This window comes from Microbacterium sp. JB110, assembly GCF_003335195.1.
In the GTDB taxonomy this organism is placed as follows: Bacteria; Actinomycetota; Actinomycetes; order Actinomycetales; family Microbacteriaceae; genus Microbacterium.
In genome coordinates this window covers 713,877-736,995 of record NZ_QPGM01000001.1, presented here as the reverse complement: position 1 = coordinate 736,995, position 23,119 = coordinate 713,877, and the positions used below count along the sequence as shown (strand labels likewise).

Annotated in this window: 19 protein-coding genes; 10 read left to right on the top strand and 9 right to left on the bottom strand. The window is 69.5% G+C overall.

Features of this window, described 5'->3' with window-relative positions; translation table 11 throughout:
- Positions 1-105: 105 nt before the first annotated feature.
- Entirely contained in the window at positions 106-633 is a 528-nt protein-coding gene (locus tag CIK77_RS03410) for a hypothetical protein (protein WP_114347191.1), read from the bottom strand.
- A gap of 514 nt (positions 634-1,147) precedes the next feature.
- Here CIK77_RS03410 and CIK77_RS17850 point away from each other — a divergent pair.
- A complete protein-coding gene (locus tag CIK77_RS17850) occupies positions 1,148-1,339 on the top strand; it encodes a hypothetical protein (RefSeq protein ID WP_212647465.1) in 192 nt (63 codons plus the stop codon).
- 151 nt (positions 1,340-1,490) lie between these two features.
- Here CIK77_RS17850 and glnA read toward each other — a convergent pair whose 3' ends face one another.
- Positions 1,491-2,915 (bottom strand): type I glutamate--ammonia ligase, encoded by a 1,425-nt coding sequence (gene glnA, locus CIK77_RS03400; RefSeq protein ID WP_087054493.1) that lies wholly within the window; start codon positions 2,913-2,915, stop codon positions 1,491-1,493.
- Between the two features lie 134 nt (positions 2,916-3,049).
- Here glnA and CIK77_RS03395 point away from each other — a divergent pair, with 134 nt between their 5' ends.
- Positions 3,050-3,451, top strand: coding sequence for an RDD family protein (locus CIK77_RS03395; RefSeq protein WP_087054494.1), 402 nt, complete (start codon positions 3,050-3,052; stop codon positions 3,449-3,451).
- An 89-nt stretch (positions 3,452-3,540) separates the two neighbouring features.
- On the opposite strand, the gene CIK77_RS03390 is transcribed toward CIK77_RS03395, so the two are convergent.
- Positions 3,541-4,248, bottom strand: a complete 708-nt coding sequence (locus tag CIK77_RS03390) for a DUF4191 family protein (RefSeq protein WP_087054495.1) — start codon at positions 4,246-4,248, stop codon at positions 3,541-3,543.
- Positions 4,249-4,497: 249 nt separating this feature from the next.
- Between CIK77_RS03390 and CIK77_RS03385 the strand changes: the two genes are divergently transcribed.
- On the top strand, positions 4,498-5,772 hold the full coding sequence (locus CIK77_RS03385) for a hypothetical protein (protein ID WP_147271141.1): 1,275 nt from the start codon (positions 4,498-4,500) through the stop codon (positions 5,770-5,772).
- 53 nt (positions 5,773-5,825) lie between these two features.
- Here CIK77_RS03385 and sucB read toward each other — a convergent pair whose 3' ends face one another.
- From sucB to CIK77_RS03370, 3 genes are all read right to left on the bottom strand, one after another.
- Entirely contained in the window at positions 5,826-7,559 is a 1,734-nt protein-coding gene (sucB, locus tag CIK77_RS03380; RefSeq protein WP_087054497.1) for a 2-oxoglutarate dehydrogenase, E2 component, dihydrolipoamide succinyltransferase, read from the bottom strand.
- A 97-nt stretch (positions 7,560-7,656) separates the two neighbouring features.
- Positions 7,657-9,027, bottom strand: a complete 1,371-nt coding sequence (lpdA, locus tag CIK77_RS03375) for a dihydrolipoyl dehydrogenase (protein WP_114347197.1) — start codon at positions 9,025-9,027, stop codon at positions 7,657-7,659.
- A 44-nt stretch (positions 9,028-9,071) separates the two neighbouring features.
- Positions 9,072-10,553 (bottom strand): leucyl aminopeptidase, encoded by a 1,482-nt coding sequence (locus tag CIK77_RS03370; RefSeq protein ID WP_087054498.1) that lies wholly within the window; start codon positions 10,551-10,553, stop codon positions 9,072-9,074.
- 110 nt (positions 10,554-10,663) lie between these two features.
- Between CIK77_RS03370 and CIK77_RS03365 the strand changes: the two genes are divergently transcribed.
- The 4 genes from CIK77_RS03365 (at position 10,664) to CIK77_RS03350 (ending at position 15,192) form a co-directional block, all read left to right on the top strand.
- Positions 10,664-11,593 carry a proteasome assembly chaperone family protein gene (locus CIK77_RS03365; RefSeq protein ID WP_087054499.1) on the top strand — a complete coding sequence of 310 codons (930 nt, stop codon included), beginning with the start codon at positions 10,664-10,666 and terminating at the stop codon, positions 11,591-11,593.
- Positions 11,594-11,829: 236 nt separating this feature from the next.
- Positions 11,830-13,116: an RNA polymerase sigma factor gene (locus CIK77_RS03360; RefSeq protein ID WP_087054500.1), complete on the top strand. Its 1,287-nt coding sequence runs from the start codon at positions 11,830-11,832 to the stop codon at positions 13,114-13,116.
- Positions 13,109-14,431, top strand: coding sequence for a MurT ligase domain-containing protein (locus CIK77_RS03355; protein WP_087054501.1), 1,323 nt, complete (start codon positions 13,109-13,111; stop codon positions 14,429-14,431). The genes CIK77_RS03360 and CIK77_RS03355 overlap by 8 nt, the downstream gene beginning before the upstream one ends.
- Positions 14,428-15,192, top strand: coding sequence for a type 1 glutamine amidotransferase (locus CIK77_RS03350; RefSeq protein WP_087054502.1), 765 nt, complete (start codon positions 14,428-14,430; stop codon positions 15,190-15,192). The genes CIK77_RS03355 and CIK77_RS03350 overlap by 4 nt, the downstream gene beginning before the upstream one ends.
- A gap of 99 nt (positions 15,193-15,291) precedes the next feature.
- Here the strand turns inward: CIK77_RS03350 and CIK77_RS03345 are convergent, their stop codons facing one another.
- From CIK77_RS03345 to CIK77_RS03335, 3 genes are read right to left on the bottom strand one after another with little or no spacing between them, the layout of a single operon-like run.
- Positions 15,292-18,762 carry an error-prone DNA polymerase gene (locus CIK77_RS03345; protein ID WP_087054503.1) on the bottom strand — a complete coding sequence of 1,157 codons (3,471 nt, stop codon included), beginning with the start codon at positions 18,760-18,762 and terminating at the stop codon, positions 15,292-15,294.
- A gap of 41 nt (positions 18,763-18,803) precedes the next feature.
- On the bottom strand, positions 18,804-20,375 hold the full coding sequence (locus tag CIK77_RS03340; RefSeq protein ID WP_087054504.1) for a DNA polymerase Y family protein: 1,572 nt from the start codon (positions 20,373-20,375) through the stop codon (positions 18,804-18,806).
- Positions 20,372-21,082, bottom strand: coding sequence for a hypothetical protein (locus CIK77_RS03335; protein WP_087054505.1), 711 nt, complete (start codon positions 21,080-21,082; stop codon positions 20,372-20,374). Before CIK77_RS03335 ends, CIK77_RS03340 begins: the two co-directional genes overlap by 4 nt.
- Before the next feature lie 59 nt (positions 21,083-21,141).
- On the opposite strand from CIK77_RS03335, the gene CIK77_RS03330 reads away from it, so the two are divergent.
- The 3 genes from CIK77_RS03330 to CIK77_RS18030 are packed head-to-tail and all read left to right on the top strand — an operon-like array spanning position 21,142 to position 22,930.
- A complete protein-coding gene (locus CIK77_RS03330) occupies positions 21,142-21,891 on the top strand; it encodes an alanine racemase C-terminal domain-containing protein (RefSeq protein ID WP_258861444.1) in 750 nt (249 codons plus the stop codon).
- Positions 21,888-22,631, top strand: coding sequence for an alanine racemase (locus CIK77_RS03325; protein WP_258861443.1), 744 nt, complete (start codon positions 21,888-21,890; stop codon positions 22,629-22,631). Before CIK77_RS03330 ends, CIK77_RS03325 begins: the two co-directional genes overlap by 4 nt.
- Complete coding sequence (locus tag CIK77_RS18030; protein WP_258861442.1) at positions 22,565-22,930, top strand: alanine racemase C-terminal domain-containing protein; 366 nt, start codon at positions 22,565-22,567, stop codon at positions 22,928-22,930. Before CIK77_RS03325 ends, CIK77_RS18030 begins: the two co-directional genes overlap by 67 nt.
- The last annotated feature ends 189 nt before the right edge of the window (positions 22,931-23,119 follow it).

The window sequence follows — 23,119 nt, the reverse complement described above, 5'->3', positions numbered from 1 at the left end:
CTGGGCGAGGCGATCCGGGCGGAGCGGCGCGCCGCCGGGGCGGCGGGTCTCTGCGCCGCGCGCTACCGGGCGGCTCGCGGCGCTCGTGCGCCTCGAGCCGGCCGATCACGGCGTCCGCGACGCGCGAGCACGTCCCGCCATGCCGCGGGATCCGTCGTAGCGACGCGTCGACGGGCGAGGAGCAGGAGACGCGTGCCGCCGGCCGGGCTCGACCTCGGAGCGCCGCTGGCTGCGGGAGAGTCGCGCGAGGAGGTCGGGGTCGAAGAGCCCGCTCGCCGTTCCCGCGGTCTCGGGATGCGCGTACAGGACGAATTCACCGTGGAACGCCGGCGGCCAGCGAGAGCCGATGGGCAAGGGTCGTACTGCGGGGTGTGCGCTGTCGCAGTGCGCTGCCGGTGAACAGCTCGAGAGCACCATCGGCGGCAGGGGCACGGAGACGTCGATTGCGACGTACCTGGTGCGCGATCTTCTGACCATGTCCGCGTACTCGCCGAACTCGACGTGGCGCGGGTTCGCGACGACGACGCGTCGGGAGAGGCAGCGCTCGCTGTCTTCGATCTCGAACAGGGCGTTCGGGAAGGGCGCGGCCTCCGCTCCGAGCGCGATGACGAGGAGCACGATGTGCAGCACCACCCTCGCGCACCGCGGCCCCGATGAATGTGGTGCTCGCCGTCCCACCGCCGGCGCCCCACCCGTCGGAGGCCCCGGACTGCAGTCGCGGTGATCAGCGCCCAAGCGAAGCGCACGCGACTGCCTTGGGCGACCGTTGGGCTTGTGCGTGCTGCCGCTCCGCTCACGCGGAAGACGTGGCTCGCGCGCCTTCAGGCGCGGTCGGTGTTCGTCCCGCCGTCTCACGTGGACGACTACGTGCGCACCCGTTACTTTCTTCGTGGCCGTCTGGTGAAAATGCTGGACGGCGGCAGCCTGCCGCGTCGTGGACGCGGTGGAACCGCAGCGCGAGCTCCGTCGTCGGACCGCGTTTTCTTCGCTCGATGCCAGGAACGTGGCTGAGTCGGTGAGCACGTCCGCTGGGTCGCGCGCTCTCGCGGAGCGCCGATTCGGGTGCGGCTGCGCCAGGTTCCGGGGCGAGGAGAGCACGGGGTGCCAGGTCTCCGCGGGTGAGGTCGTTGCGCTCCTCGTCGGTGAGATGGTGCAGGATATCGGGGAGCGTCAGGCGCATCACCTGGGCCCAGCGCGCCTCGGCGCGTCGCTGGGTGATCCGATAGACGAACACGGTCGTGAGAAGGAAGGGCGCGAGGCCGGCGGCGAGGCCCGCGAGGAATACCATATCCTGCCAGACCGATATGGCCACGCCGATCCAGACGACCGCGGCCATTAGGGCGAGCGCCCCGACGATCGATGTGATCCACACATCTAGACAATTCAAAGACAACCGAGGGCTGTGAAGGGGCTGTCCTGCAGACATAGTGATGGCCTGACCTCCTTGATTTTACGCGGAAGTCAGGCCATCTGGAGGATCCTGCCGGCTTCTACACGCCGTAGTACAGCTCGAACTCGAACGGGTGCGGGCGCTGTGCCATCGGGAGCACCTCGGCCTCGAGCTTGTACTCGATCCAGGTCTCGATGAGCTCCTCGGTGAACACGCCGCCCTCGAGCAGGAACGCGTGGTCCTCGCGGAGCGACTCGAGCACCTCGGGGAGAGTCGTCGGCACCTGCGGAATGCTCTTGGCCTCCTCCGGCGGGAGCTCGTAGAGATCCTTGTCGATCGGCTCGTGCGGCTCGATGCGGTTCTTGATGCCGTCGATGCCGGCCATCAGCTGTGCTGCGAACGCGAAGTACGGGTTGCCCGATGCGTCGGGAGCGCGGAACTCGATGCGCTTGGCCTTCGGGTTCGAACCCGTGATCGGGATGCGGATCGCGGCTGAACGGTTGCCCGCCGAGTACACCAGGTTGATCGGCGCCTCGAAGCCTTTGACCAGACGGTGGTACGAATTGATCGTCGGGTTCGTGAACGCGAGCAGCGCGGGGGCGTGCTTCAGCAGGCCGCCGATGTACCAGCGTGCGACGTCGGAGAGCTGCGCGTAGCCCTGCTCGTCGTAGAACAGCGGCGAGCCGTCCTTCCACAGCGACTGGTGCGTGTGCATACCGGAGCCGTTGTCACCGAAGATCGGCTTCGGCATGAACGTGGCCGACTTGCCCCACTCCTCAGCGGTGTTCTTCACGATGTACTTGAACTTCAGGATGTCGTCGGCTGCGTGGACCATCGTGTCGAACTTGTAGTTGATCTCGGCCTGGCCGCCGGTGCCCACCTCGTGGTGCGCGCGCTCGAGTTCGAGGCCTGCGTCGATCAGGCGCATCGAGATGTCGTCGCGCAGGTCGGCGTGCTTGTCGACGGGGGAGACGGGGAAGTAGCCGCCCTTGTACGGCGTCTTGTTGCCGAGGTTGCCGCCCTCTTCCTCGCGGCCGGTGTTCCAGGCGGCCTCTTCTGCGTCGACCGAGTAGAAGCTCTTGCCCTGCGAGACCTCGTAGCGCACGTCGTCGAAGACGTAGAACTCCGCCTCAGGAGCGAAGAAGGCGGTGTCGGCGATGCCGGTCGATGCGAGGTACTTCTCGGCCTTCTTGGCGACCTGGCGCGGGTCCTTCGAGTAGATCTCGCCGTTGCGCGGGTTGTAGATGTCGAACACCATCACGAGCGTCTTGTGCTCGCGGAACGGGTCGAGGTATGCCGTGGTGACATCCGGGATGAGCTGGAGGTCGCTCTCGTCGATGCTGGCGAAGCCGCGGATCGACGATCCGTCGAACATCTGACCTGTCGTGAAGAAGTCTTCGTCGACCGTCGACGCAGGAATGTTGAAGTGCTGCTGCACACCCGGAAGATCCGTGAAACGGATGTCGAGGAACTTGACGTCCTCATCCTTGATGAACGTGAGCACCTCGGAGGAATCGTTGAACATTGAGGCTCCAGAATCGCCGATTGCGGGGGTGCCGTCCTCGCAGACGACAGTAAGAACCTAGCGATTCCACGTTGCTCTGTCATATCCTCAATGTTTCGAGCTTGTTACGAGCAAGGGTTTCGTAGGCTGTTCGGATGAGCGAAGCACGTGCGGATTCCGACTACCCAGGCGAACGACTCGGACTGCCGCAGAGCGGGTCGGGGAGCATCGCCACCTTCGGGCGCCGCGTGACCGCTCTGATCATCGACCTCGCGTCCGCAGCACTGATCGGGCTGGCGTTCTTCGACTACTCGCCGCTGGCGACGAACCTCATCTTCGCGGCCATGCAGATCCTGTTCATCCCGACGATCGGCGGCAGCCCCGGTCATCGCATCATGGGCATGTACCTGGTGCGCGCAGTCGGCGGATGGACGGGAGTGTGGCGCCCCGTGATCCGCACGGCGCTGCTGTTCCTCATCATCCCCGCCGTTGTGGCCGACGACGACCACCGAGGGCTGCACGACAAAGCAGCCGGAACGATGCTGCTGCGCCGCTGAACCCGCGGGGAACGCGACTGCCGCGCCCTGACACGGAAGAGGTCCGGATGAGAGCGGGAGAGCTCATCCGGACCTTCGTCTTCCTGCGGTCACCTGGGGCGCGGCGCGCGTGCCTTCAGCGGGTCGACACCCTTGGGGATGGGCAGCGAGCTCAGCGACTGCGACAGCGACTCGAGGCGTGAGACGACGGCGTTCAACGTGGCCTTGTCGATCTTCTTCGGCAGCGCCTTGATCTGCTTGGCGAGGTGCTTGATCTCGATCTCGTCCTCGCCGTGGCCGATGTAGAACGTGTGCACCGGCACGCCGGCGGCGGCGCGCTTGGCCTTCATGTTCTCATCGCGCATCAGCTTCTTGAGACGGCCGCGTGCTCCCTCGCCGACCAGCACGATACCGCCGCGGCCCACAGCGCGGTACACGGCCTCCTGGGTCTTGGGGTTGACGCCGACGGGCATCTCGTCGGCGCGCCAGCTGCGGCCGAGCATGTTCGACACGACGTGCCCAGCTGCACCCGGTGTGCCGTCGATGCGGCGGTACATGACGGTCGTCGCGAGCCGGTTCATCAGCAGCATCGCGGCGATCAGACCCAGCATCACGCCGAACAGCGGCCACATGACGAAGCCGAGAACAGTCGGCTGGAAGAGGAACGCGAGCAGCACGCCGATTCCGGCACCCACGACCAGCGCGCCGATCTGGGCATACGGCAACCAGGGGTAGTCCTTCCGCGTGAAGGAGATGAGGTCCTTGATCTGCGAGAAGAAGCCTGGACGCTTCTCCGCTTTGCTGCCGCGTTCTGCCATGTCTTCCAGTTTACGTCGCTTCCTCCACAGGCGCGGAATCGAGCGTTCTCCGTCCACATTCGCCGACGAGGTGTTCCGCATCGTGCGCGCAGCACCGAATGTGGAGATATGGACGCAGGACGGCACGAAGCGACTCGGGATCGGCGATCTCCCGAGTCTCCGTTGGTTGGCGCGTACGGGGTGATCCGGGCGATCGAGGCTTCGGAAGGGCCGGTTCGCGGGGTGCTGGCACGGGGGCCGGACGGGCCCGTGGCACTGATGGACGCCGATCAATTGGACGGGTGGCCTGGATGGGTGCTGCGAGGGCAGCATGTGTTCGCACCGATCGACGTCGTGCGCCGCCGCGACGGTCATGACGTCGTGTTGCCGTGGTGCCCGCATCGTGTCGCGGAGGACTGGGCAGCGCGGCGCCTGACAGGAGGGCAGGCGGTCACCCTCGCTGTGAGCCTGCTGCGAGGTGCGGCCGAGGCGCGGCGGGGTCAGAGAGGTGCCTCTCAGGGGCCGGTAGGTCGTTGGTGGGCGGACGTCGACGGCCGACCGCTGTTCGTGGCGTCGCTGCCCGGCGACAGCCGGTCGGCGCGGGGAGCGGCCGACGGTGCTGCGGCTGTGCTGCGCGTTGTGGCCGAGAACACAGCGGACCGAGTCGTGCATCGCCTGCTTGATCGTGCCGTAGCCGCCTTCGACGATCCCGCCCGGCTCGAAGGTGACGTGCGGGAGCTCGAGGCTGATCTGTTCGATGCGTGCGCCCCGCAGCCGCTGAGCTTCGACGCTGACATCGACGACGACGCGGCCGCTGCGCCTACCGCAGGCGACGTGCGCTCGGCGAGCAGGGAGTGGACGGTCGACCCGAGGGTGCTGGCCGAGAGCCTCTGGAACGGGAGGATCGCAGAAGCGGTCGCCGATGTGCTCGCCCAGGCGAAGGATGCGGCGGCGCGAGCGCTCCGCGGTCGTCGCGCCGCGTATCTCGCGGGCGGCGCCGCCGCAGTCGCCGTCGTCCTCGCCGGCGTGCTGTGGCCACAGGGAGAACCGCCCGCGGCGGCGGATGAGGGAGCCGTCCGTGCCGAGTCCGGCGCGGACGGCGACGGGCCGAAAGACCAGGAGCGCGGAGAACAGGCTGAGGACGGGGACGACGATGCGGCCCCTCAGGAGGATCAGCACTCAGGTGACGACGCCCAGCGCGACGAGAACAGGAACGAGACGGACGAGCCCCTGGCAGGAAGCGAGGACGAGATCGTCGTGGAGGTGCAGGCGATGCCGGTCGACGCCGCAGCCAGTCTGCTGCGTCGCGCGTCCGACTGTGCGGAAGCCGGAGACGCGACGTGCGAGGGCACGATCGAACCGGGCTCGAACCTGACGGCGGACGGTGCGCCGTGGCACGAACTGGCGGAAGCGCCGATAGCGCTCGTCGATGACTACGGCGGAGCGGCACTCGTGCGGGCCGAGTCCGACGCCGATGCGCACTACCTGAGTCTCGCGCTGCACGACGGACACTGGAGGCTGCGCGACGTGTACGCGGCCGGATGACGCGCGAGGGCGGGAGGACCGTTCGGTCCTCCCGCCCTCGCGGTCGTACGGTGTCAGATGCCGAGGTCGGCAGTGAACTCCGCTGCCTCCAGCCGAGCCTTCATCGCGGAGAGGAAACGTGCCGCGTCCGCGCCGTCGATCGTGCGGTGGTCGTAGGAGAGCGCCAGGTACACGTACGACCTGATGCCGATGGCCTCGCCGGCGTCCGTGGACACGACGCCCGGGCGCTTGTAGACGATGCCGGTGCCGAGGATCGCCGACTGCGGCAGGAACACGACGGGCGTGTCGAACAGCGCGCCGCGCGAACCGGTGTTGGTCAGCGTGAAGGTGCCGCCGGCGAGCTCGTCGGGCTTCAGCTTGTTGTTGCGCGTGCGGGCCGCGAGGTCGGCGATGTCGCCCGCGATCTGTGCGAGGTTCTTGTCACCGGCGTCGCGCACGACCGGGGTGAGCAGACCGCGCTCCGTGTCGACGGCGATGGAGAGGTTCTCGCTTGCGGGGTACACGATGTTCTCGCCGTCGAGCGTCGAGTTGATGATCGGGTACGCCTTGAGCGCCTCGGCAGCCGCGAGAGCGAAGAACGGCATGAACGAGAGCTTGTTGCCGGTCTTCGCGAGGAACTCGTCCTTGACGCCGGAGCGGAGTGCGGCGACAGCGGTCACATCGACCTCGACGACCGTCGTCAGCTGCGCCGTGGAGGTCATGGACTCGACGGCGCGCTTCGCGAGCACCTTGCGCAGGCGCGTCATCGGCTGAGTCGTGCCGCGCAGCGGTGAGGCCTCGAGCTTCGCCGCGGCCGGTGCCGCAGCGGATGCGGCCGGAGCGGATGTCGCCTTGAGCACGTCCTCCTTGCGGATGCGTCCGCCCACGCCCGAGCCCTGAACGGTCGTCAGATCGACGCCCTGTTGGGCGGCGAGTCGGCGGACCAGAGGCGTGACGTAGACCTTGTCGTTCGCCGACGGAGCAGACGGGGCGGGCGTGGTCGCCGCAGGGGCAGAGGCCTCGGCTGCGGGAGCAGGTGCGGCAGGGGACTCGGCTACAGGGGCAGGTGCCTCCGCAGCGGGAGCTTCGGCGGCAGGTGCAGGGGCCTCGGCTGCGGGGGCGGGGGCCTCGGCCGCGGGAGCTTCGGCGGCAGGCGCAGGCGCCTCAGCTGCGGGGGCCTCAGCAGCCGCCGGGGCGCCGGAGCCGACGCGAGCGAGAACGGAACCGACCTCGACCGTGTCGTCTTCGCCGGCGAGGAGCTCGAGAACGGTCCCGGCGACAGGCGAGGGGACCTCGGTGTCGACCTTGTCGGTGGAGATCTCGAGGAGGGGCTCGTCGACGTCGACGGCGTCGCCGACGTTCTTCAGCCAGCGGGTGATGGTGCCCTCCGTGACGGACTCGCCGAGTTCCGGGAGCACGACGTCGGTCGCATCGCCGGATGCCGCGGGAGTCTCAGCTGCAGGTGCCGGAGCTTCAGCCGCAGGTGCCGGAGCCTCTTCGGCCGGAGCCTCGGCTGCCGGTGCCTCCGCCGTCTCGGCCGCGGGCGCTGCCGGCTCCGCAGGAGCGTCGCTGCCGTCGCCGATCTTCGCCAGTACGGCGCCGACCTCGACGGTGTCGTCCTCGCCGAACAGGAGTTCCTCGATGACGCCGGTCACAGGCGAGGGCACCTCGGTGTCCACCTTGTCGGTCGAGACCTCGAGCAGGGCCTCGTCCTCCTGCACCGTATCGCCGACATTCTTCAGCCAGCGGGTGATGGTGCCCTCAGTGACGCTCTCGCCGAGAGCGGGGAGGACTACAGAAGTGCTCATGTCGAAGTCTCCTTCGTAAAAGTCGATGACGTGTCTAGCTTAGATCCCCATGCCCGTTGCGGCGAACGCGAAGCGGGGCAGGGGAGTGGGAAATCGGTCAGAGTGAATGCAGGGGCTTCCCGGCGAGCGCCAGGAACGCCTCGCCGAGCGCCTCGCTCTGCGTCGGATGGGCGTGCACAAGAGGGGCGAGATCCTCCGGATGAGCGTCCCACGCCACGGCGAGCTGCCCCTCCGTGATCAGTTCGCCCACGCGGTCCCCGATCAGATGAACGCCGACGACGGGCCCGTCGACACGGCGCACGACCTTCACGAAACCGCCCGTGCCGATGATCCCGCTTCGTGCGTTGCCTGCGAGGTCGAAGCGGTTCGTCGCGATGCCGTCCGCGCCGAACTCGGCAGCCGCCTCCGCCTCGGTCACCCCGACCGAGGCGACCTCCGGATGCGAGTACGTGACGCGGGGGATGTGGCGGTCGTCGATCGGTGTGACGGACTCGCCCGCGATCGCCTCGGCCGCGAGGATGCCCTGCTGGAATCCGCGGTGGGCGAGCTGCGGGCCTCGCGTCACGTCGCCGACGGCCCAGACATTCTGCACGGACGTGCGGCAGTGCTCGTCGACCACGACGAGCCCGCCGTCGAGGGCGACGCCCGCCTCATCCAAGCCGAATCCGGATGTCACAGGTCCCCGCCCGACCGCCACGAGCAGGACGTCGGCCTCGAGCGTCTCGTCACCGAGGTGCACGGCGACGCCGTTCTCGGTCTCCTCGGCTCCGGACACGGTCGTCGCAAGCCTGGAGACGATCCCGCGTTTGCGGAAGGCACGCTCGAGCGCTGTGCTGACCGCCTCGTCCTCGCTCGGGACGAGCCGGTCGAGACCCTCGACGATCGTGACCTCGGCGCCGAGCGAACGCCATGCGCTGGCGAACTCGACCCCGATCACGCCGCCGCCGAGCACGATCGCCCGGTCGGGCACGGTCTCCAGCGCGAGTGCGCCCTCACTGGTCACAATGCGGTCGCCGAGCTCGATGCCCGGTACGAGCCTGCTGTGGGACCCGGTCGCGACCACGACGTCGCCGCCGCGGTACGCATCCTCGCCGACCTGCACCGAGCCGTCAGCCAGCAGCGTCCCGAAGCCGTCGACGACGGTGATCCCGCGTGCCTTGATCAGGCCGACCAGGCCGCGGTGCTTGCCCGCAACGATGCCCTCTCGGAATTCCCGCATCGCTCCTGCGTCGATCCCTGACAGCTCTGCCCGCACGCCGGAGGACGCGGCGCTGCGAACGACGTCGGCGACTTCTGCCGAGTGCAGCAGAGCCTTCGTCGGCACGCATCCGCGATGCAGGCAGGTGCCGCCGAGCCGGTCGCCCTCGATCAGTGCGACCGTCTTTCCGAGCTCGGCGGAACGCAGGGCGGTGGCGTAGCCTCCCGACCCGCCGCCGAGAACGACGACGTCGAATGCGTGCTCTGTCACGAGTTCCCTCTTCCTGATCGGCTGCTCACCGGACACGCCCTCGTTCAGGCGACCCGGCCGCCGGCGGCGACGAAGTCGATCAGGGCGCGCGTCGAGGCGCCTGTCGGACCCTTGCCTGTGAAGCCGTACGAACCGGATGCGCTCATCGCCGAGCCCGCGATGTCGAGATGCAGCCACGGGATGCGCGGCGCGTCGGATTCGCCTGCGCCGTTGCCGACGAAGCGGCGCAGGAACAGTCCGGCGAAGAGAGACCCGGCGGCGCGACTGCCGACGTTCGCGTTCTGCATGTCGGCGACGCGCGAGTCCAGCTCCTCCTCGATGTAGTCGGGGAGCGGCAGCGCCCAGGCGAGTTCGCCGGTGCGGCCGGCTGACTGCAGGAATGCGTCGACCGGTTCGGCGTCGCCCATGATGCCCGTGAAGCGTGTGCCGAGGGCCACCAGCATGGCTCCGGTGAGCGTTGCGACGTCGACGACGACGTCCGGTGTCTCCCTCGTCGCCGCGACAAGGCCGTCGGCGAGGACGAGGCGCCCCTCGGCATCGGTATTGGTCACCTCGACGGTGGTGCCGTCGGCCATGGTGAGCACGTCGCCGGGGCGCGTGGCCCGGCCTGACGGCATGTTCTCGGCGATGCACATCCATGCGGTCACGCGCACAGGCAGCTCCAACTGCGCAGCCGCGCGCACGACGGCGAGCACCTCGGCGGCACCCGTCATGTCCTCCTGCATGCCCACCATCGATGCGGCCGGCTTCAGCGAGAGCCCTCCGGTGTCGAACGTGATGCCTTTGCCGACGAGTGCGACGTGGCGATCTGCGCCAGCCGGTGCGTAGTCGAGGCGCACCAGTCGCGGCGGGTTGTCCGAACCGCGGCCGACGCCCAGGATGCCGCCGAAGCCGCCGGTCGCCAGAGCTTCCTCGTCCCACACCGTCGCGGTGATGGGCAGGTCGGCAGTGTGCGTCTCAGCCGCTTCGGCCAGCTGGGCGGGAGTCTGGTCGGCCGCTGGTGTGGAGACGAGATCCTTCACGAGCGTGACGGCCTCGCCGTAGGCGCGCGCCTGCGCGAGGTCGGCGTCGTCGACGTGAGCCGGAGCATGCAGCAGGATCGATGAGGCGTGAGGTGAGGCAGTGGCCGCGTTGCGGCCGCTCTTGTACGCGGTGAAGTCGTAGGAGCCGAGCAGCGCGCCCTCGGCGGCACCGCGCCATGCGTCGTCGGAATCGGCGGCGACTGCGACGGCGATCCGGTCGAATCCGGTCAGCTGTCGTGCGCCTGCGCCGACCGCGTCGCGCACGATGTCGACGGTGACGTCCGGGCCGAGGCCGACGACGGCGAGAGGCTTGTCGGTGACGGCCGGGGCATGGACTCTGGCGTACGCGCCCTTCGAGCCGGTGAAGCCGATCGCATCGAGCGCTGGTCGGAGTTCGTCGAGCTCGTCGCCGGCGTCCTTCAGAGAGGGAACGGCGAGGATCAGGGCGTCCGCTTCGTGGGCGGAGAAGGGCACGTGGGTGACCGCGATTTCGGGAAGAGCCATGCGTCCATCCTATGGACCGCGGGCTTGTCCGGGGTGAGCAACGTGTTCACCGTCGGCGTATCTGCGATGAGCGAGGCCTCAGTGTCGGCGGGGCCTCGTACCATGGAGGTATGCCCGCTTTCGGTCCGTTGTACACGCGAGTCGCCAACTCCCCGGTCGTCCCGGGGCGTCTGCCGCTCGTCGTTCTGATGACCGGCTTCACCGACGCCGGCGGCACGGTGGCCGGCCTGGTCGATTTCGCGCGCGATGAGCTCGATCCGCATCCGCTCGTGACCTTCTCGAACGATTCGCTGCTCGACTACCGCGCGCGCCGCCCCGTCATCACGTTCGACCAGGATCACCTCACGGAGTACCGCCCGCCGCGACTTGAGCTGTCGCTGGCGCACGATGCCCTCGGCCAGCCGTTCCTCGTCCTGTCCGGGTACGAGCCCGACTTCGGCTGGGACGCGTTCGTCGACGCCGTCGGCGATTTCGTCGACGACTTCGACATCGCCTCCGTGACCTGGGTGCACGCGATTCCCATGCCCGTTCCGCACACCAGGTCGCTTGGTGCGACGGTGAGCGGCACACGCGGCGATCTGGTCGAGGAGCACTCCGTGTGGCGTCCGCAGACGCAGGCGCCTGCCACGATCGGTCACCTGCTCGAGCTCCGGATGATCGAGGCGGGCCACCCGACCACAGGGTTCGTGCTGCTCGTGCCGCACTATCTCTCCGACACCGAGTTTCCGGGGGCGAGCGCGCTGGCACTGGAGAAGATCATGGCCGCGACCGGGCTGGTGTTCGATCTGGCGGATCTGCGTGAGGAGAACGAAACGTACATCCAGAAGGTCGAAGAGCAGATCTCCGGGAACGAGGAGCTCCGGCAGATGATCCATCGGCTGGAGGAGCGGCACGACGCCTTCATGGCGGGCGAGCTGTCGGACGAGCACACAGACGGCGGCATCGACGAATCCTCCCTGCCCAGCGCAGACGAACTCGCTGCAGAACTCGAGCGCTATCTGGCGTCTCGGCCTACCGGAGACGACGACAAGTCGTCCTGAGACAACGGCGTCACCGCCGCTGTTCGGCGCCGCGCGAGGGAATAGTCAAGCGCTTCCGAGCGTTTGTCCGGGTGAGGTTCAGTCCAGGATTGTCGATCTTGCGGTGAGCTATGCGATACTAACAAGACAGGCCCGTTGTCAACCCGGCGCGCAAGCGCGGCGACTTGACATGGGTCTTACTCCTGCCCAGAAACACCCGGGGGCGACGCGCATGCGCCGTCGGTGAAAGGCCAGACGTGACGACAGGAACGAAGACTCCGCGCTCGAACGCGAAGAAGAGCGCTTCGAACAAGTCCGCAGCGGTGGAAACCGCGGCGGAGGCAGCCGAGGAGACGGAAGGCATGCCCGCCGCAGAGAACAGTGCCGCGGCCGAGAAGCCAGCGGCCAAGAAGACCACAGCGAAGAAGACGACGGCCAAGGGCGGCAAGACACCCAAGGCTGATGCCGATGAGGCTGCCCCGGACACCTCGGCGATCGAGGTCGTCGAGGATGCCGGCGACGACGCGTCCAAGCAGAAGGAGAAGAGCGAGCCGCTGCCCACGGGCGCGATCGTCATCTCGCAGGCCGAGGAAGAGGAGATCCCGGTCTACTCCACCCAGATCACGGGTGCGACTGCTGATCCTGTCAAGGACTACCTCAAGCAGATCGGCAAGGTTCCGCTGCTGAACGCGGCGGAAGAGGTGGATCTCGCCATGCGCATCGAGGCGGGACTGTTCGCCGAGGACAAGCTGGCCAAGCTGAGCGCCACGGAGAAGACCGGCCAGCTCGGTCTCGACCTGCAGTGGGTCGTGCGCGACGGTCGCCGTGCGAAGAGTCACCTGCTGGGCGCGAACCTGCGCCTCGTGGTGTCGCTCGCCAAGCGCTACACGGGTCGCGGCATGCAGTTCCTCGACCTGATCCAGGAGGGCAACCTCGGCCTGATCCGTGCCGTCGAGAAGTTCGACTACACCAAGGGCTTCAAGTTCTCGACCTACGCGACGTGGTGGATCCGTCAGGCGATCACCCGCGCCATGGCCGACCAGGCGCGCACGATCCGCATCCCGGTGCACATGGTCGAGGTCATCAACAAGCTGGCGCGCGTGCAGCGTCAGATGCTGCAGGACCTGGGCCGCGAGCCCACACCGGAGGAGCTGTCCAAGGAACTGGACATGACCCCCGAGAAGGTCGTCGAGGTGCAGAAGTACGGCCGTGAGCCGATCTCCCTCTCGACGCCGCTCGGCGAGGACGGCGACAGCGAGTTCGGCGACCTCATCGAGGACACCGAGGCGGTCGTCCCGGCCGACGCCGTGGGCTTCACCATGCTGCAGCGCCAGCTGGAGAGCCTGCTCGACTCGCTCTCGGAGCGTGAGGCCGGCGTCATCCGGATGCGCTTCGGCCTCGGCGACGGACAGCCGAAGACCCTCGACCAGATCGGCGACACGTTCGGCGTCACACGTGAACGTATAAGGCAGATAGAGTCCAAGACGATGGCGAAGCTCCGGCACCCGAGCCGCTCGCAGTCGTTGCGTGACTACCTTGAGTGAGCCCAAGCCCGCGTCGGCGGCGCGCTCGGCGGGCCCGCGGTACATCTTCCCGGTGCTCGTCGGGAAGCTCGCCCGCTTCGCCACGCGTCTGCGCGGCGGAGGCGGGGCGCTCCCCGGGTATCTGACGAACAAGCTCGCACCGTCGCTGCTGTCGACGTTGGCGAATCAGTTCGGCTACGGCGTCGTGTTCGTGCTCGGCTCGAACGGCAAGACCACGACGACGCACATGATCAGTGAGATCCTGCGTGCGCACGGGCTGAACGTGTTCACCAACCCGACGGGCGCGAATCTGCCCCAGGGCGTGACGAGCGCGCTTCTGGCCGATGCGACGCCGACCGGCAGAGTGCGCGCCGATGTCGCGGTGCTCGAAGTCGACGAGGGATACGCGGCCGAACTGGCCGACGTGCTCGCGCCGAGCGTGATCCTGTCGCTGAACGTGCAGGTCGATCAGCTCTACCGTTTCTACGAGACGGAGCGCGTGGCCGACATGATGCTCGACGCGTCGAGCCGTGCGTCCGGTCACGTCGTGATCAACCGCGACGACGCCTACCTGTCGAAGATCGACGAAGGCGCGATGAGGGCTCCGGTGTCGTACTTCGGTGTCGCCCCTGCTCTGGTCGAAGCGTCCGCGCACGGCCTCGCCAACGCGGAGGACACTCGCAGCGGCGAGAGCGCCGTCTTCCACGAGGCGTTCGCCGAGGTCACGGGTGCGGACGGCCGAGCGGTCACGGCGGTCGTCGACGGTGCTGAGGTGAGCTTCACGCTCCCGGCCCCCGGTATGCACTACGCGGCCGATGCGGCCGCTGCACTCGCCGTCGCCTCGCGTGTGCTCGGCGATGCGTTCCGCGGGGAACGCGCATCGGCCGGCTTCGCGACGATGGCGCCGGCCTTCGGCCGCGGCGAGGTCATCCCGCTGCGCGAGGGCACCGATGATGAGCAGGTCGAGTTCGTGATGTTCAAGAACGGTCCGAGCCTGCAGCTCAACATCGACGCTCTCAGCGGCTCGCCTGAGCGGATGCTGATGGCGATCGACGAAGGCACCCCGGATGTCTCGTGGCTGTACGACGTCGACCTCTCCTCGATCGACCGCGTCGACGTGGTCACGGGCGAGAAGGCGTTCCAGCTCGCGCTCCGGCTCGAACACGCCGGCATCCCGATCGACCTCGTCGAGCCCGACATGGAGAAGGCCGTCGCACACATGCGTTCGCTGGAGGCGACGTCGAGGGGTCGGCAGAGCTGGTTCGTCAACTACGAGCTCATGATGATCGGCCGCAAGATTCTCGGCCACGGTGACCAGGAGGTGGCCCGACGATGAGTGCGGAGAACCTGCGCATCGCGCAGCTGTACCCCGTCGAACTCGGCGTCACGGGCGACCGCGGCAACGTCGGCGCCCTGCAGGCGCGCTGGGAGCGCTCCGGCGCGGGGCGCACGTCGGAGCACGTCGTCGTGGGCCGCGGCGACACGCTTCCCGACGATGTCGACATCATCGTGATCGGCAACGGTCCGCTGTCGGCGATGCGACTCGTCGCCGACGACCTGCGTGCGCGTTCGGAGCGGCTCGAAGCTCTCATCGCCGCCGGCGCGCCGCTGCTCGCGGTCGGCGGGGGCGCCGAGCTGCTCAGCGACGGCGTCGCACCGCTCGAGGGCGAACGGCTCCCAGGACTCGGCCTGTTTCCGTTCCGCGTCGACCGCACGCACGAGCGCCGCGTGGGGTACGTCGTGGCAGATGCGTCGCACGGCAGGCTCGTCGGCTTCGAGGACCATGCCTCTGAATGGACGCTCTCCGACGACGCCGAGGCCTACGGAACGCTCACCGCCGGATCCGGAAGCTTCGCGCTCGGCTCCGGACGGGGCGAGACGGTGCGTCGAGGCGCGGCGTACGCGTCGAACGTGCAGGGCCCTGCTCTCCCGCTGAACCCCCAGCTGACGAACACGTTGCTGGCCGCGGCCGCCGAGCGGCGCGGGCTCGAGTTCGCTCCGGGTGCCGGAGCGGCGGAACTCGACCGTCTCGCGGAGGGCGCCCGTGAGGCGATCCTCGCCAGGGCGGGCAAGGTCTTCAACTCGATCGGTCTCTGACCGCGGCCAGCGGCCGCCGAGATGCGCACTTTTCGTCCGAAAGGGCGTGAAAACGTGCGCATCTCGGCGAAACGTGCGCATCTCGGCAGCGGGGGCGGGTCACCGGAAGTCGCGGGAGCGGTGCGGGGTGCCGGTGCGGAGGGGCTCGAACGCGTCGGCGGTGAGGTTGATCACGCCCTCGGGCGAGCGTTCCAGGATGCCTCGGGCGATCAGCGCCGGGCTGTCGCGCACGACGGTGCGGTACCTGGCCCACGCCCCGGCGGAGCAGATCACGTTCACGAGCCCGCACTCATCCTCGAGGTTGAGGAACGTGATCCCGGATGCCGTCGCTGGCCGCTGCCTGTGCGTCACGAGGCCGGCGACCTCGACCCTCCTGCCCGTCTCGTGCGTGCGCAGTCCCACGGAGGAGAGCACGCCGCGGGCCTCGAGCGCCGGCCGGAAGTGGGCGAGCGGATGGTCGTCGGTCGACACACCCGTGGCCCACAGATCGCCCACCAGCCGCTCGTAGCTGGTCGGGTCTGCGAACAGCGGAGGCTGCACGGACTGCACAGTGCCAGGCAGGTACTCCGGGCGATCCTGGGCAGCGGCCCCTGCAGCCCACAGCGACTCACGCACACTGTGCCCGATGGATGAGAAGGCCCCTGCCGTCGCCAGCGACTCCAGCTGCTTCTCCGAGACGCCGGTGCGCCGCACCAGGTCGTGCTGCGAGGCGAACGGCCCGTCCTCCTCGCGCGAGGCCACGACGCGCCGCGCCGTGCGCAGACCGACGCCGGTCACACCTGCGAGCCCGAGGCGCACCGCGAACCGCCTGTCACGGCGGTGCGCGGACGAGTCGTCGTCGGCGCTCGGGTCGAACGCCGTCGGTTCGTCGAACGCGTGGTCGGTGAGGCACGCGTCCCGCCCTGTCGGAGTGTTGGACGCATGATCCGCGTCGCCTGGGCTCCGTCCCGTCGATTCGGCGGACGGTCGTCCTCCCGGACGCGCACGCTGCCCGATCGGCCCGCTCCGGGCATCCGGAGCCTCCTGCTCGAGCTCCTCCTGCGCGCCGGAGCGGTTGATGTCGGGGCGGAGCACCTCGACGCCGTGGCGGCGCGCGTCTGCAGTGAGGGTCGCCGCCGAGTAGAACCCCATCGGCTGGGCGCGCAGCAGGCCCGCGAGGAAGGCGGCGGGATAGTGCAGCTTGATCCAGCTGCTGGCGTAGACGAGCAGCGCGAACGACAGCGAGTGCGACTCGGCGAAGCCGAAGTTCGCGAAGGCCTGGATCTGCGCGTAGATCGCGTCGCTGGCCTCCTGGCTCAGGCCGTGCCTGGCCATCCCCGCATAGAGCGTGTCCCTGACCCGGTCGATGCGTTCGAGACCGCGCTTGGATCCCATCGCACGGCGCAGCAGGTCGGCGTCTTCTGCAGTGCAGTCGCCGATCACCATCGCCATCTGCATCAGCTGCTCCTGGAAGACGGGGATGCCGAGCGTGCGGCGCAGCACGGGCTCGAGGGCGGGATGAGGGTAGGTCACCGGGTCGCGCCCCATCTTGCGGCGCACGAACGGATGCACGGCACCGCCCTGGATGGGGCCGGGCCTGATCAGCGCGATCTGGATCGCGAGGTCGTAGAAGCTGCGCGGCTGCAACCGGGGGAGCAGACCCATCTGCGCGCGGGACTCGACCTGGAACACCCCGATCGCATCGGCGCGGCAGAGCATGTCGTAGACGGCGGGCTCCTCACGGGGGATGCCGTCCAACCGCCACGTCTCGCCCGTGGCGCCCCGGATGAGATCGAACGAGTGCTGCAGCGCGGAGAGCATTCCCAGCCCGAGCAGATCGAACTTCACCAGCCCCATCCACGCGGCGTCATCCTTGTCCCACTGGATGACCGTGCGGTTCTCCATTCTGGCGTGCTCGACCGGCACCACTTCGCCGACGGGACGATCGGTGAGCACCATGCCGCCGGAATGGATGCCGAGATGGCGAGGCGCCTTCATCAGCTCCGAGGCGTACTCGACCACCTGCGGCGGAAGGTCGTTCCCCTCGGAGCCGAGAGCGCCTGCACGCTCCACTCTGCGTGAGAACGCGTCCTGCTGGCCGGGGGAGTAGCCCAGGGCGCGCGCGACGTCGCGCACGGCGTTCTTGGGGCGGTACTGGATGACGTTCGCGACCTGAGCGGCGCGATCGCGCCCATAGCGGTCGTACACCCACTGGATGATCTCTTCGCGGCGGTCGCTGTCGAAATCGACGTCGATGTCGGGCTCCTCCTCTCGCATCGCCGACAGGAACCGTTCGAACGGCAGCCCGTACGCGATCGCATCGACCGCAGTGATCCCCAGCAGGTAGCAGACGGCACTGGCTGCGGCAGAGCCGCGACCCTGGCACAGGATGCCGCGGCGGCGCGCCTCCTCGACGATCTCGTGCACGATGAGGAAGTACCCGGGGAAGTCCTTGCTCTCGATGACGTCGAGCTCGTGCCGGATGCGCGAGCGCTGATCGTCGGTGAGGTGCGGATAGCGGTGCGGCACAGCGCGCCACACCAGGTCGCGCAGGTGCGACATCGGTGTGTGTCCCTCCGGCACCTCCGTGCGGGGCAGCCGAGGGCGCCCCAGCCGGAGCGGGAAGGCGAGATCGGCGGCGAGATCGGCCGTGCGCTCGACGGCACCGGGGTAGCGGGCGAACAGGCGCGCCATCTCGTCGCCGCTGCGCAGATGGGCCGCGTTGTGTGCGGGGAGCCAGCCGTCGAGATCGTCCATGCTGCGCGTGGCGCGGATGGCGGCGACGGCGCGTGCGAGCCTCGCCTTCTCCGGGGCGGCGTAGTGGACGTTGTTCGTGGCGAGCAGGGGAAGGCGCGCACGGTCGGCAAGTGAGGCGAGGGCGTCGAGGCGGCGGTCGTCGAGCGGATCGCCGTGCCTGGTGAGCTCGACGAACACGTCGTCGCGCCCGAACCTGTCGACGAGCCCGCCCACTGCGCGCTCGGCGGCCGTGAGGTCGTCGTCGCCGCGTGAGACGGGGTCGGCGAGCGCACGGCCGACAGCACCTTTGCGGCACCCGGTGAGCACAGCCCAGTGGCCGCGGCCGAGCACTGCCAGTTCATCGAGATCGTAGTGAGGGCGGCCCTTCTCTCCGCCGCGGAGCTGAGCGCTGGTGATCGCCTCCGCGAGTCGGTGATACCCCTCGGTGCCGCGGGCGAGGACCAGCAGGTGCTCGCTCTCGGGGTCGGCCGAACCTTTCTGATCGGTCGTGAGCGACAGCGACAGCTCCGCGCCGAACACGGTGCCGACGTCCGTGCCCTCCGCAGCCTCCGCGAAGCGCACGAGTCCGTAGAAGCCGTCGTGATCGGTGATCGCGAGCGCCTCCAGTTCCTGCCGCTGAGCCTCCGCGACGAGCGCTTCGGGCGAGCTGGCGCCGTCGAGGAACGAATACGACGAATGCGCATGCAGCTCCGCGTATCGGGTGCGGTTCGGGCGCGGCGCCTGCGGCGCCGCCCGCTCCGGTTCGGGGTGCGTGCTCTCCGACGGCGCGGCGGGACGTCCGCTGAGTGTGCGTTCGATCTCCTGCCACGGCATCGGCGGGTTGGCCCAGCCCATGATCGTCTCCCTTCTGAATCGTTCCTGCGGAGGACGGGGTGTCAGCCGTATCTGCCCTCGATCCACCAGCCGTTCTCGGCGCGCACGGCCAGCCACGCCGCTCCCGTCTCGTCGACGAGCTGGAAGCGGTGCGCGATGCGGCGACGGACGCTGTCCCAGTCGCGTTCGATCAGCGGCCACGGGCCGGCCCACGACACGACGCGGAGGCCGTCGATGGTCGCCGGCTCCGCGGTGAGCAGGCCCCGCTCGTCGACGGCGCATTCGGCACCGGCGGATCCGCGGACCTCGGCGGGGCGCGGGGTGCGGAAGACCTCGGAGGGCAGCGGAGCGGGAAGCGCTCCCGGCCACGGGCGATCGCGCACGGGGCGCGGTGAGGATGAGGATGCGTCGTCCCACGGGCGCAGCACTTCGCGCTCGGCGAGTGCGCGCCCTCCGCCGATCTCCGGGCTGAGTACGCCGCGATGGCCGAGCACCGCCTGCACGCGCGTCATGGCGTGGTGGGCGCGCTCATCCGGACCATGGCCGATGAGAGCCGGCTGATGGGCCGCGCCGTGATCGACGGCCTCCGGCTCCAGCCGCACGGATGCCACAGAGCCGCTGAGATGCTGCTGCCCCGGCGTGCCGGCGCTTGAGGCGTCCTGCAGCTGCCAGCGGATGCGATCGACGATGCTCGCGGCATCGAACGACACGGGGTGCTGCCAGACGCGTTCGGACCGGCGGCCGTCGTCGTCGACGACGGTGATCCGCACGGCGGTGCACACGAGCCCCGCACGGCCGATCGCTCCGTGGAAGTCCTCGACCGTGCGTCGGGCGGCGAAGGCGACCTGTTCCGCGAGCTCCAGAGGCGCCTCGAAGGAGATCTCGCTGGTGAGTTCTGGCGGCGGGACTCGCGGGACGACCTCGCGGGGGTCGGCACCGCTGGCGCCGGCATGCAGGCGCAGGCCGTGCTGGCCGAGGCGGTCGGCGACGAGGGAAGCATCGAGGTCGGCGAAGTCCCCCAGCGTGCGCACCCCGAGCCGGGTGAGGAACAGTGCGATCTCGTCGTCGTTCAGCGACTGCACGGGAAGGGGCGAGAGGAAACCGGGGGAGCCGCCGGCGGCGACGATGCGCACGGGCGGAGAGCCCTCTGCCCCGTGTGCGGCGTGCTCCGCGGTGAACACCCCGTCGGCGATGCCGGCGCGCACGTCGGCGAACCCTGCATCATCCAGCGGCCTGAGCAGGGCGAGTGCTGCCCGCTCCTCTCCGCCGTAGAACCGTGCAGGCCCCCTGGCGCGCAGCACGGCGAGACCGGAGCGCAGCGCCTGCACGCCGGGGGAGAGCTCTTCCACGACGCGCATGGCGTCGTGGAAGGCGCGTGCGTCGCGCGCCTCGTCCGCCGGTACGAGACGCAGCTGCGGGCACGCCGACTGTGCGTCTCGGCGCCGCTGGCCGCGGCGCACTCCCGCCGCGCGTGCCGCGGCCGAGCATGCGACGACGCCTCCTGCGTGCACGAGCGCGATCGGATCATCCGGATCGACCTCTATGCCGCCCAGCTCGCGCGCCTGCGTGCGCAGGTACGCCGTCACGGGCCAGTCGGGGAACCACAGCGCGATCACGCGCTCCGGAACGCTCACGACCCCACCGCCCGCAGTGCGGTGCCGCCGCGCTCGAGCGGCCGTGCCTGAGCGGGAGCGATCGCCTGGACCCGGCCGTTCGGCCCTGGCAGCATCACCCGCACCGACCGCGGGCGCGGTGTGCGCCTGCCGTGCAGCGACACGGTCACGGTTCGCCCCGAGATGAGGCCGTGCCCGCGACCGATGCCGACCCACTCCTCTTCCCCCGCGGAGACGGTGCCCTCCGCGCCAGGCCACTCGCCGAGCGTGAGCAGCGAGCTGCCGCGGTCGCGCATCCTGGCCTCCAGTCGCTGCGCGTCACCCGGAGTGGGGCGCCGCCCCGGTCGCAGCGCCACGAGCGGGAACACCTCGCACGCGGCGGCGGCGGCCTGCATCCAGCGCTCCTGCGGGGTCGGGATCAGTACGAGCCGCGAGAGGTCGATGCCGTGGCCTTCGGCGGCGCCGACCGAGAGCTCTGGCACACCGATGACGCAGCACCACGAGCCCGCAGCGGACGCCTCGGCGAGCAGCGCCAGCATCAGCCCTGTCTCGCCGTGCGCGAGCGAGTACGCCGCGCCGGTGCGCAGCCCGCCGTCGGGGAAGACGGGAGAGAGCGGACCGGGCACCGGCAGCGTCTCCGGCGTCGCCCGCCGCTGCTGCATCGCGGTGATCCGCTCGCGCAGTCGCGTGACCTGCGCGAGGTTCTCAGCCGAGCTGGTCGCTGTCATTCCCACACCTTCAGTGTAGAAAGGATGTACGACATTCAACAGAGTATCGGCTGGGAGATATGTTCTATTTCCAGGTGGTGAGGCACCGCATGCTGCTCGAGAGCCGACGACACCGGCTCACCTCGACGGGTGCGGCCCGCCGCGAGGCTACGCTGGTGCGGATGAACGTGGAACCGATCAGAAGCGAAGCCATGGTGCGCGTCTCGCGCGGTGCGCTGCGTGAGAACATCGCCTCGATCCTCCGCGGAGCCACCGACATCGCGATCGACGTGCGCCGCGACGCATGCGGCCACGGCGCCGATCTCGTCGCAGGCGTCGCGCACGAGCTGGGCATCCGGATCTTCGCCGAGGGCGACGACCCGCACGGGGCGCGCTCGCTCGCCCCGCTCGACGCGGTGTACGGTCTCACCGGCCGCGGTGTCCCGGCGATGACGCTCGTCGCCCCCGTGCTGTCGACCAAGCCGCTGCTGCAGGGCGAGGGCGTCTCATACGGGTATCGGTTCACTGCGGAGCGCGACACGAGGATCGCCCTCGTCTCCGGCGGCTACGCGCAGGGGCTCGTGCGTGCGATCGGCGGAACGGCCGAGGTCCTCCTGAACGGGGCGAGATGCCGCATCGTCGGCCGCGTCGCCATGGATGTGCACGTCGTGGACCTCGAGGGCGCAGACGCCGTCGCAGGCGACGAAGCCACGCTCTTCGGCGCGGCCGACCCGCAGCTGCTGGCCGCGTGGGCGCACGCGACCGGGATGACCGAGTTGGAGCTCGCCGCATGCGTCGGCCTCGGCGTGGAGCGGGAGGTGGTCGCATGATCGGCGCAGCGCAGCTGAGGATCGATCTCGGACGCTTCCAGCGGAACGTGCGTGCGGTGCGCGAGCGCATGGCGCCGGCCGACGTGCTCGTCGTGGTGAAGGACGACGCGTATGGCCACGGCGTCGAACGGATCGTTCAGGCCGCGTGCGAGGCCGGTGCCGCATGGTTCGGTGCGATCGACCCGGCCAGCGCTGTGCGCGCAAAGGTCGCCGCCGGCGACGACGCCAGGGTGTTCTCCTGGCTGACCACGACCCAAGCGGCGGCGGGTGACCTGCTGCGCGCAGGCGTCGAGCTCGGCGTCGGCGACGTCGGCTATCTCGAGCGCGTCGCGGCAGCGGCACGCGCGACAGGCGCGCAGGCGCCCGTGCACCTGAAGATCGACACCGGCCTGCACCGCAACGGCATCCGGCCAGAGGCTTGGGGCGAGGCGTGTGCGCGCGCCGCCGAGCTGGAGCGTGCCGGCGATATCACCGTCGTCGGCATCTGGAGCCACATCGCCGAGGCGAGCGACGCATCGGACGCATCGCGCGCGGGTCTTCGACGATGCCGTGGGCGCGCCGCGCGCGCCCGGGCTCGACCCGCAGACGCGCCACCTCGCCGCGCAGCGCCGCGGCATGGCATCGGGCCGAGTTCCGCTACGACCTCGTGCGCATCGGCGCCTTCTGCTACGGCGTGCGCTCCCAGGACGGACCGGAGCTGGAGGGCATCGACGCCGTCGCCGCACTGGTCGCCCCGGTGACCGAGGTCGGCTCAGGCGCCGCGACGATCGACATCGGCTCGGTCGACGGCGTGTTCTCCTCGTGGGCCGGGCGGATCGAGGTGGCCACGCCCGCTGGCCGCCGTCGTCTGCTCGACGTCGCGCCGTTCAGCTCACGCGTCGAGGTGTGGCCGGGCGCCGCCCCAGGCGATGAGGTCACGATCTTCGGCGCCCGCGCCGCCGGTGCCCCCACCTCGACCGACCAAGCCGAACTCATCGACACCGTGGGTGAGGAACCCCTGCTGCGCCTCTCGCCTCTCATCCCGCGGGTGTACGTCTGATCTGCCACCAAGCTCTGCGCCGGGTGCCGCAGAGTTATCTCTGAAAGAGGCGCAGGTCATGGTCATCCGGAGGCTGGCATCGGGTTCGGCGGGAGCGCGCGAAGCGCGCGGGGGAATGTCCTCCGGATGATCATGGCCGGAGCCGAAGACCAGCACCCGACACGAACTCCCTGCGTCGATGCAATGTCC

What these genes read in the sequence shown, in the direction of transcription:
- CIK77_RS17850 (WP_212647465.1), top strand. Translation starts at nt 1,148, where the DNA reads ATGGTGCAGGATATCGGGGAGCGTCAGGCGCATCACCTGGGCCCAGCG.
- glnA (WP_087054493.1), bottom strand. Translation starts at nt 2,915, where the DNA reads ATGTTCAACGATTCCTCCGAGGTGCTCACGTTCATCAAGGATGAGGAC.
- CIK77_RS03395 (WP_087054494.1), top strand. Translation starts at nt 3,050, where the DNA reads ATGAGCGAAGCACGTGCGGATTCCGACTACCCAGGCGAACGACTCGGA.
- CIK77_RS03390 (WP_087054495.1), bottom strand. Translation starts at nt 4,248, where the DNA reads ATGGCAGAACGCGGCAGCAAAGCGGAGAAGCGTCCAGGCTTCTTCTCG.
- sucB (WP_087054497.1), bottom strand. Translation starts at nt 7,559, where the DNA reads ATGAGCACTTCTGTAGTCCTCCCCGCTCTCGGCGAGAGCGTCACTGAG.
- CIK77_RS03370 (WP_087054498.1), bottom strand. Translation starts at nt 10,553, where the DNA reads ATGGCTCTTCCCGAAATCGCGGTCACCCACGTGCCCTTCTCCGCCCAC.
- CIK77_RS03365 (WP_087054499.1), top strand. Translation starts at nt 10,664, where the DNA reads ATGCCCGCTTTCGGTCCGTTGTACACGCGAGTCGCCAACTCCCCGGTC.
- CIK77_RS03350 (WP_087054502.1), top strand. Translation starts at nt 14,428, where the DNA reads ATGAGTGCGGAGAACCTGCGCATCGCGCAGCTGTACCCCGTCGAACTC.
- CIK77_RS03345 (WP_087054503.1), bottom strand. Translation starts at nt 18,762, where the DNA reads ATGGGCTGGGCCAACCCGCCGATGCCGTGGCAGGAGATCGAACGCACA.
- CIK77_RS03335 (WP_087054505.1), bottom strand. Translation starts at nt 21,082, where the DNA reads ATGACAGCGACCAGCTCGGCTGAGAACCTCGCGCAGGTCACGCGACTG.
- CIK77_RS03330 (WP_258861444.1), top strand. Translation starts at nt 21,142, where the DNA reads ATGTTCTATTTCCAGGTGGTGAGGCACCGCATGCTGCTCGAGAGCCGA.
- CIK77_RS03325 (WP_258861443.1), top strand. Translation starts at nt 21,888, where the DNA reads ATGATCGGCGCAGCGCAGCTGAGGATCGATCTCGGACGCTTCCAGCGG.